General features: G+C 45.5%; 9 protein-coding genes. 3 read left to right on the plus strand and 6 right to left on the minus strand.

From position 1 onward, the window contains the following. Positions 1 to 65: 65 nt before the first annotated feature. Genes B3180_RS05580 through B3180_RS05605 form a run of 6 tightly spaced genes read right to left on the minus strand, consistent with a single transcriptional unit; the run spans position 66 to position 5075 of the window. The gene (locus B3180_RS05580) at positions 66 to 1364 is read right to left on the minus strand and encodes a tetratricopeptide repeat protein (RefSeq protein ID WP_199493856.1); all 1299 of its coding nucleotides are present in this window, start codon (positions 1362 to 1364) and stop codon (positions 66 to 68) included. A 3-nt stretch (positions 1365 to 1367) separates the two neighbouring features. Continuing rightward, positions 1368 to 1979: an energy transducer TonB gene (locus tag B3180_RS05585; RefSeq protein ID WP_054491078.1), complete on the minus strand. Its 612-nt coding sequence runs from the start codon at positions 1977 to 1979 to the stop codon at positions 1368 to 1370. 1 nt (position 1980) lies between these two features. Continuing rightward, positions 1981 to 2382, minus strand: coding sequence for an ExbD/TolR family protein (locus B3180_RS05590; protein WP_199493857.1), 402 nt, complete (start codon positions 2380 to 2382; stop codon positions 1981 to 1983). A 12-nt stretch (positions 2383 to 2394) separates the two neighbouring features. Beyond that, entirely contained in the window at positions 2395 to 2919 is a 525-nt protein-coding gene (locus B3180_RS05595) for a MotA/TolQ/ExbB proton channel family protein (RefSeq protein WP_199493858.1), read from the minus strand. 3 nt (positions 2920 to 2922) lie between these two features. Next, a complete protein-coding gene (locus tag B3180_RS05600; protein WP_199493859.1) occupies positions 2923 to 4290 on the minus strand; it encodes a MotA/TolQ/ExbB proton channel family protein in 1368 nt (455 codons plus the stop codon). After that, positions 4287 to 5075, minus strand: a complete 789-nt coding sequence (locus B3180_RS05605; RefSeq protein WP_199493860.1) for a DUF3450 domain-containing protein — start codon at positions 5073 to 5075, stop codon at positions 4287 to 4289. Before B3180_RS05605 ends, B3180_RS05600 begins: the two co-directional genes overlap by 4 nt. Positions 5076 to 5541: 466 nt before the next feature. Here B3180_RS05605 and B3180_RS05610 point away from each other — a divergent pair, with 466 nt between their 5' ends. The 3 genes from B3180_RS05610 to B3180_RS05620 are packed head-to-tail and all read left to right on the plus strand — an operon-like array spanning position 5542 to position 7277. Beyond that, positions 5542 to 6072 (plus strand): primosomal replication protein, encoded by a 531-nt coding sequence (locus B3180_RS05610; protein WP_222235623.1) that lies wholly within the window; start codon positions 5542 to 5544, stop codon positions 6070 to 6072. Continuing rightward, positions 6059 to 7012, plus strand: a complete 954-nt coding sequence (locus B3180_RS05615; RefSeq protein WP_278358823.1) for a histone deacetylase family protein — start codon at positions 6059 to 6061, stop codon at positions 7010 to 7012. Before B3180_RS05610 ends, B3180_RS05615 begins: the two co-directional genes overlap by 14 nt. Further along, positions 7002 to 7277 (plus strand): late competence development ComFB family protein, encoded by a 276-nt coding sequence (locus B3180_RS05620; protein WP_278356333.1) that lies wholly within the window; start codon positions 7002 to 7004, stop codon positions 7275 to 7277. Before B3180_RS05615 ends, B3180_RS05620 begins: the two co-directional genes overlap by 11 nt. Positions 7278 to 7355 lie beyond the last annotated feature (78 nt).

The raw sequence follows: 7355 nt of genomic DNA on the forward strand, positions 1-7355 counted from the left end.
CCCTCTGAAAAACAAAAACCCGACACAGTGGCCGGGTTTTACAGTGCAGTTCAAACGAAAAGTGATTAATCGAGATCGATACCTTTTCGCTCTGCTGTCGACCTAATGTAGCCTCTCCAGCTGCGAGCACTGCGACGTTGACCGTCAAAGGTTGCCGCTTCATCAACATACCGCATTGCCTGGCGATAGTCACCACCATAGAAATACGCTTCTGCTAATGACATATAGACACGACCTTCGTCTTCACGCTCAAGGTAGTCCAGGGCTCTCTTCAAAGGTTCAGTTGCCGCAATATACTGTTCATTCAACAGCATCAAGTTACCTTGCTTACGGTAATATTCACCTTTGTCGCCAGAGTCGTTAGTTGCTTCCGCTGCGCGCTCATACCAAGAAACGGCTTCATCAAGCTCTTTCGCTCTGTGGTAACTGTTTGCAATAGTTGCAAAGTTTCGAGCAGATTCCTCAATATCACCGGCTTCTACATGCTTTTCCATGGTAGTAGCTGCTTTATACGGAATACCCTCATTGTCGTACAACTGAACCAACATTTTAAACTGGCTCTCTGTACTCAGGTATCCGGCTAAATACGCCACTTCCAAAGTTTGAAGAGACTTAGATAAGTTTTCTTCTAACATGTAGAATTGAGCTAACTGTGGCCACCAAGTAGTAACCTCTGGAAGCTTATTCAAACCTTCTTCAAGAACACCAATTGCTTCAGGATACATCTTACGCTCGTAGTAAGAGGCCATCATCAAATTGTAAACGTTCTTTTCTGGCTTATCTGCAGCTTCTAAAGATGCCTCTGCAAACGGAATGACCTTAGCAAAGTTCTTTAACTGATAGTGGGCATTAGCCATATATAAGAAAACTTGAGAGTCGCGTTTACCTGTAAACTGAATCCAATTTTTAAGGTATTCAAGACTCTGCTCGTACTTTTCTTCCTGAAGACTAATCTGCCCTACCAGTTTCATCGCTGCTGCCTGGTCGTTCCAACCAAGCACGTCTTGATCAACAGCGTCTTTCAAAACTTCTAAAGCGTCGGCCATGCGCTCATCAGCTGCATAAAGATTTCCAAGAAAGCGGCCCAGGTAAGCAGAGTCGTAACCTGGGTCAGGATCCTGCTCTTCAAGAACAGCTATTGCTTCCTTAATTTTTTCTTCTTCATACAGCTCGAAGGCGTCCATGATAGCTCGTCCAATACTCTGCGAAGCAGCTTTATTGTCGCGAGCTTTTTTCTGCGCCTCAACGGTCTCTTGATCCGGTATGCTGAAGCCAAAATCCTGAGCCGAAGCCTGAACCGTTGTCATCGACATAACCGAAGCAAAAGCCAGGACACTAACAAATGTTTTTAATATATATTTCATTTCTTAGTTCCCATCCATTGTGAAGTCGAGCTGAACGGTCATGCCTTCCTGACGGACAGGCTTACCATCAACAACCTTCGGCTTATACTTCCAGCGCAACAAAGCGCGGCGCGCCTCTCGGTCAAACACTCGACGAGGTTCAGAATCGATGACTTCAACGTCAGTTACACCACCTTGTTGATCGATAGTGAAGCGCAATTGAACCCAACCTTCGGTGCCATTTCGAGCAGCTGATGGCGGGTAACGCGGTTCAATTCGAACAATTGGTGTTGCGTCACCGTCAGAACTTAAACCTCCGCCTGGACCAGAAAGTCCTGTATCAGCTCCACCAACATCAACATCAAAACCCATGTTCATGTTCATTCCACTGTCTGTTGTATCTGGCTCAGACTGTGGTGTTTCTGGTGGTTGCTCCGGCGGCGGCGGTGGCGGCGGCGGAGTACGCCGACGCTCCTGAACGTCAGACTCAGGTGGCGACGTTACGATGTCAATAACCGGGGTTGGAGGCGGCGCTTCGTTGCGCTGCGCTCCTCCGCCGATTAAGTAAGCCATGAAAGCAAACAGAGCAAACGTAACGGCGGCACCTAGTAGTAAAGATACTAAAAAGCGCACCATATTAGTTATTCTCCGCAGCTATGGATATCTTATCGATACCCGCTTCCTTAACCTGGTCCATGACTTCTACAACGACACCATGCTCAGCTTTCTTATCTGCCTGAATTACAACAACGTCAGTCGGCTGTTCAGCCAGCATACGTTCAATGTTAGCGCCTACACGCTCTACATCGACCTGACGCTTGTCCATCCAGACTTCACCGGTTTCGCGAATTGCGATAAAGATGTTAGCTGAAGGCTCCTTGGTCGTGTTACTGGCTTCAGGTTTGTTAACCTGAATACCTGCTTCTTTGACGAATGAGGTCGTTACGATAAAGAAGATCAACATAATGAAGACGATGTCGAGCATCGGCGTCATGTCGATCGACGCATCTTCCTCTTCTCGATTACGATTACGTGCCATAGTTTTACTCTCTTAGTGATGTGGCAAACTGTCAACAAGGCCTTCTTTCGCTCTACGCACTTTACTCTCAAGACGTGTCGCGAAAAACATACCGGATAACGCTGCAACCATTCCCGCCATTGTCGGGATAGTCGCCATCGAAATACCCGATGCCATCAGACGAGGATTACCCGTCCCTTGTACTGCCATGATTTCAAACACCGTAATCATACCTGTCACGGTACCCAACAGTCCGACCAGCGGACATAAGGCAACACAAGTTTTTATCAACAGAATACGTGCATTCAGTTTTTCGTTCGCTTCGGAAATCCATGCTTCACGGATTCTATGGGCGTACCATGAGGTGGTGTCCTTACGGGCATCCCATTTCGCAATAATTTCTTTACGAAATTTAGGGAACGCACCTGTAAGGTACCAATAACGCTCAATCATCAGTACCCACATTAGAAAGAGCACCCCCATGACGATGTACAAGACATCGCCACCGGTAGCCAGAAAATCCCTGATAGATTCCCAAAGTTCCATCAGGTAAAGCATGGGTTACTCCTTCTCCGAGTGCGAGGCTACGATACCCGCTGCTTGCTCATCCAAAATATGAACAATAGACTTGCCGCGAGCAGCCACAATACTGTGAGCCAAAATCAATGGTATAGCAGCGATCAGACCCATAGCGGTTGTTACCAACGCCATAGAGATGTCACCTGCCATGATCTTCGGATCACCGGTACCAAACAGTGTAATCGACTGGAAAGTACCAATCATACCAACAACTGTACCTAACAGACCAAGCAGCGGTGCGATAGCCGCAAGAATCTTGATGACATTAATGCCACTTTCAACTTTCGGTGTTTCGCGCAGAATAGCTTCGTCCAGTTTAAGCTCTAAGTTTTCAACATCAGCGTTCTTATTCTCTTGGTAAACCTTAAGAATACGACCTAATGCGTTATTGTCTTTAGGCTGTTCAGGATTCTTCAACTGAGAACGGATTTTTCCGGCAGCTGCTGTCAAGGTAACCAACTTGAATACAGAAATTAACAGACCCAGAATTAATACCGCAGTAATAACATAACCAACAGTATCACCCGAGTGATAATGCTCTTCTAGAGTCTTCTTTCCCGTCAACAGACTAAGAATCTGACCTTTTGAAGGATCAAGGTATACACCTTCGTAACCTTCTTCTGTACTAGTAAACTCTTCAGCTTGTGAAGTTGCAGCACCCTCCGGTTGACGACCTAACGGCTGAACTTGTTCAGTTGTGTCGTTATAAACCAGGTACTGATCGCCTGAAATCAAGTTAAAGGTACCAACGCGAACCACTTCACGGTTTTCAGTTCCACCGTCTAGAAGGGTAACATCAGTATTAAATTTAACCACTTTACCCGATTCGACCATTTCAGTCAGAAGCGCTTTCCAAAGCTCTTCAAGTTCTTCCAGAGTAGGAAGTTCTTTTGCTTCAGATAAACTCTCCAAGACGTCTTCACGGCCTGGGTACTGCGCACTAACAATTGACGTTGCAACACGACCGATAGTTTCTGTCGCTGCACCACGAACAACACCGAACATTTCACCTAAGGTGCCTTTGGCGTTCTCAAGTTCCTGTTCTTTATTAGCCAGCTGGACTTCGTTTTCAGAAAACTCTTCCTGTAAACGTTTGCCCCGAGCTTTCTCTTCCTCTAGCTCCTGCTTAGCCTGGTTAAGCAAAGCCTGCTTATCGGCACGGGCAGCTGTAAACTCACGCTCACGTTCAGCGTTAAGTTCACGAGAAGAAACACGATTTTTCTCAACAAGCTGTAGCAGCTCATTAAGGTTCTTAGCTTCAGTTTCATCCTGAGCCTGTGCAGCGAGAGTCGTACCGGCAGAAAGGGTGACTGCTGCTGCAATCATTAACGATTTAACTAATTTATTCATTCTGCACTCTCCGCTGCGAATACTGGAAGTTTCACCAGATCGTAAGCAAGTTGCTTACGAGACATACGAATCGCTTGGGTCAGAGGACGGATAAATTCGTCTTCCAAAGCAGTCCACTCATCGGTTTCGTTGTTGTAGATCCAAGCATTTTTCAAGTCTAAAGACTGTGCTAAGAAAGCAACACGACCCATGTGGAAATAATCAACAGCAATTTCCTTACCATCAATTTCCAGGTTGCCCTGGTAAGAAATCAAACCTGAACCGTAGTCCATTTCGGTCTGATAAGCTTCGATGATTTGGCGGAACTGCTCTGATGTAGAAACACTTGAGCTGTCCATGATGTCACGCAGGCGCTCAACACGATCCATACGCTTTTCACGGTGAATTGGAATGTCCAATTTCACGAACTGTTCAAGCGAATCAATCATTTCATACATCAAAGGAACAACGCCCTGCTTAGTGCGTTCGATTCCATCAATTTGTTTCTGAAGAGACTCAAGCGTCGCGTTTTGGTCATTGACCAAACGCTGAACGTGATCGTTATAGACTTTCAAGTTCTCGTACTCAGAAACAACTGAGCGATACTCGATAAGAAGATCTTGGCTCTGCTCGAACAAAGAGTTGATTTTCTCTTGCGACTGTTCGTCAGCGTTCAAAATCTTCTTCTCTTCGTTTTGTAGCTTAGCTACATCTACTTGCTGTGCAGCGGCAACGCCGGTGCCAGCAAACGCCATCACACCCATCAGGGTTGCAGCGAGTTTGGTTCTTTTGATTACTTTGGTCATAGTTCCCAACCAATTTGACTTAACTTCCGCTTCAACGCCTAAGGCGCGAAACACCAGTTGTTTGAATGACGAAAAGATCTAGTTCTACACTTTATTTTTATTGCCTAAAATGCAGCAATACCAATGAATACTCCCACGATGACTATACGCTGTCAACCAAGTAAACTGAGTCAACCGCGCTATAGCTGTCGCTATATATCCAGTGTAGAACACGGATCTGGAGTCGCGTAATTTCCAGATTTTTTCTCGGACAACATCCTGTCGTCAACTCTTTTCATACCCTGAATTTAGGTGCTTATCTACCTAACTCTGGATATTACTCCTTCTAGAATAGTATCACTTTTTGATCGGCGAACAACACTGACTTTTGAATTTCAACGTTTTTTAAACAACTAATTCGTCGACCTATATTCAATGACAGACCCAATTTAGTGACCTAAGTTCCAAATTCCTTTAAGATAAAGGCATGAGAGAGATATTAAATGCAACGTCAATACAACATATTGAACAGCTGCTCACTAATTTAAGTGAGCGTGCTGAGCAGATCGATGCAAAAAATCGACAAAAACAGAACGAACTGAGCGAAAAATGGTTCAGTCCATCACTTTTCAGCAGACGCTCTAACCTGGCAATTGATTACGTAACCGAAACTCAGGACACCTTTGCTCAGCTTCAAAGAACTGAAGGTCAGCAAGCTCAGTATTATCTTGCGGAGCGTCTGAGCCTGCAATTGGAAGCTTTAACCACGGCATTGCGTATTAATAAGCTTCCTAAGCAAGAACAAGACAGCCGCATTACGGCACAAAATAAGATTCAGCAATTGCATCAACAGCTTGTTACTTACAGAGACTATGAAAGACGGTTGACCGAAAACCTGGATAACGCCGTTTCTCAAAACAATCCGGTGTTAATACAACGAGCCCAGCAACGACTTAACCGATGCCAAATGGCTATTGATACTCTGGAGAAAAAGATCAGTCGTTATGAAGAAGGTTGACGTCCCTTTTATTTATTCACCTATATATAGTGAATTAAACTTACCTCCCCGGCATCGGTACCCAATAGAGAAATACCGTTTATTAAAAAATTGGGCAATTAAGCACGGGGCCAAAGAACACCAATGGCATAGACCAAGCGCTCTTAATTGGCAGCAAGTCGCCCGTACGCATTGTTCAGGTTACATTGAGCAGCTTCGCCAAAACAGTATGGAAAAGACACTCTGGCGCCGCATTGGCTTCCCCTGGTCGGAAAGCTTATTGCAGCGCACATTAACCTCAGCCGGAGGAACTCTGTTAACCACTGAGTTGGCATTAACTCGTGGTATCGCCATTCACTTCTCCGGAGGTTACCATCATGCTCATAAAGACTGGGGAAGCGGTTTTTGCTTAATCAATGATTTGGCAATTGCCTGTAATGAACTGTTGCTTAAGTACCCAAGCTTAAAAATCGCGGTATTGGATACCGATGTTCACCAGGGAGACGGAACGGCCACTCTGTTTGCTAATGACGACAGAGTTTTTACTTGCTCACTCCATGGCGAGCGCAACTTTCCGTTCTCTAAAGTTGAGTCTGACTTAGACAAACCCTTAGCCAAACATACGTCCGATGAGCAATACCTGGATACTTTGCAGGAGACCCTGCAGTTTATTAAGCGGGACGTTAAGCCCGACCTTATTTTATACGACGCCGGTGTTGATATTTATCAACGTGATGAGCTCGGCCACCTGAATATTAGCCTTGCCGGAATTTTTCAACGTGACCTTTCTGTACTAGGCTTTGCAAAGCGTGAAGATATTCCCCTGGCTGCCGTTATCGGAGGCGGTTATCAACGTAACTTAGATCGTTTAGTCCGCGCTCATGCTCAACTACTAAGAGCCAGCTATCATGTTTATACTGAGAGTCAGCTACTAACAGAAGGAAAGACGTATGAAGTTTGACGATGACATCCACAATTACTATGAACGCTTAGTTGCCGACCGAATAGAAGAGTTGGAATTAGAAAAACAATACAGTCAGGAGTTTCTTTCTGACCTGTGTTGTCTGGTACTTAATCAGTTACCGCCCCGCTACATTCGACACGAGGTGGATATGGCATTCTTCTTGCCACCTTCAAAGCGACTGGACATGGAGATGCAAGTACATAAAGCAATAACGGAAGCGCTGGACTTTCTTAAAGGAAGGAAACGCCCCGACGGCGATTAATAAAAATTGGGTGGCGACTCTACCAGCCACACCTCGGCACACACATCCCTGACTACGGCTGCTCCCTTCCGGGCCTGA

Origin of the sequence: Idiomarina sp. UBA4206 (genome assembly GCF_002383015.1) — a bacterium.
Lineage (GTDB): Bacteria > Pseudomonadota > Gammaproteobacteria > Enterobacterales > Alteromonadaceae > Idiomarina > Idiomarina abyssalis.

What these genes read in the sequence shown, in the direction of transcription:
- B3180_RS05580 (WP_199493856.1), bottom strand. Translation starts at nt 1,364, where the DNA reads ATGAAATATATATTAAAAACATTTGTTAGTGTCCTGGCTTTTGCTTCG.
- B3180_RS05590 (WP_199493857.1), bottom strand. Translation starts at nt 2,382, where the DNA reads ATGGCACGTAATCGTAATCGAGAAGAGGAAGATGCGTCGATCGACATG.
- B3180_RS05610 (WP_222235623.1), top strand. Translation starts at nt 5,542, where the DNA reads ATGAGAGAGATATTAAATGCAACGTCAATACAACATATTGAACAGCTG.
- B3180_RS05600 (WP_199493859.1), bottom strand. Translation starts at nt 4,290, where the DNA reads ATGAATAAATTAGTTAAATCGTTAATGATTGCAGCAGCAGTCACCCTT.
- B3180_RS05585 (WP_054491078.1), bottom strand. Translation starts at nt 1,979, where the DNA reads ATGGTGCGCTTTTTAGTATCTTTACTACTAGGTGCCGCCGTTACGTTT.
- B3180_RS05605 (WP_199493860.1), bottom strand. Translation starts at nt 5,075, where the DNA reads ATGACCAAAGTAATCAAAAGAACCAAACTCGCTGCAACCCTGATGGGT.
- B3180_RS05620 (WP_278356333.1), top strand. Translation starts at nt 7,002, where the DNA reads ATGAAGTTTGACGATGACATCCACAATTACTATGAACGCTTAGTTGCC.
- B3180_RS05595 (WP_199493858.1), bottom strand. Translation starts at nt 2,919, where the DNA reads ATGCTTTACCTGATGGAACTTTGGGAATCTATCAGGGATTTTCTGGCT.
- B3180_RS05615 (WP_278358823.1), top strand. Translation starts at nt 6,059, where the DNA reads ATGAAGAAGGTTGACGTCCCTTTTATTTATTCACCTATATATAGTGAA.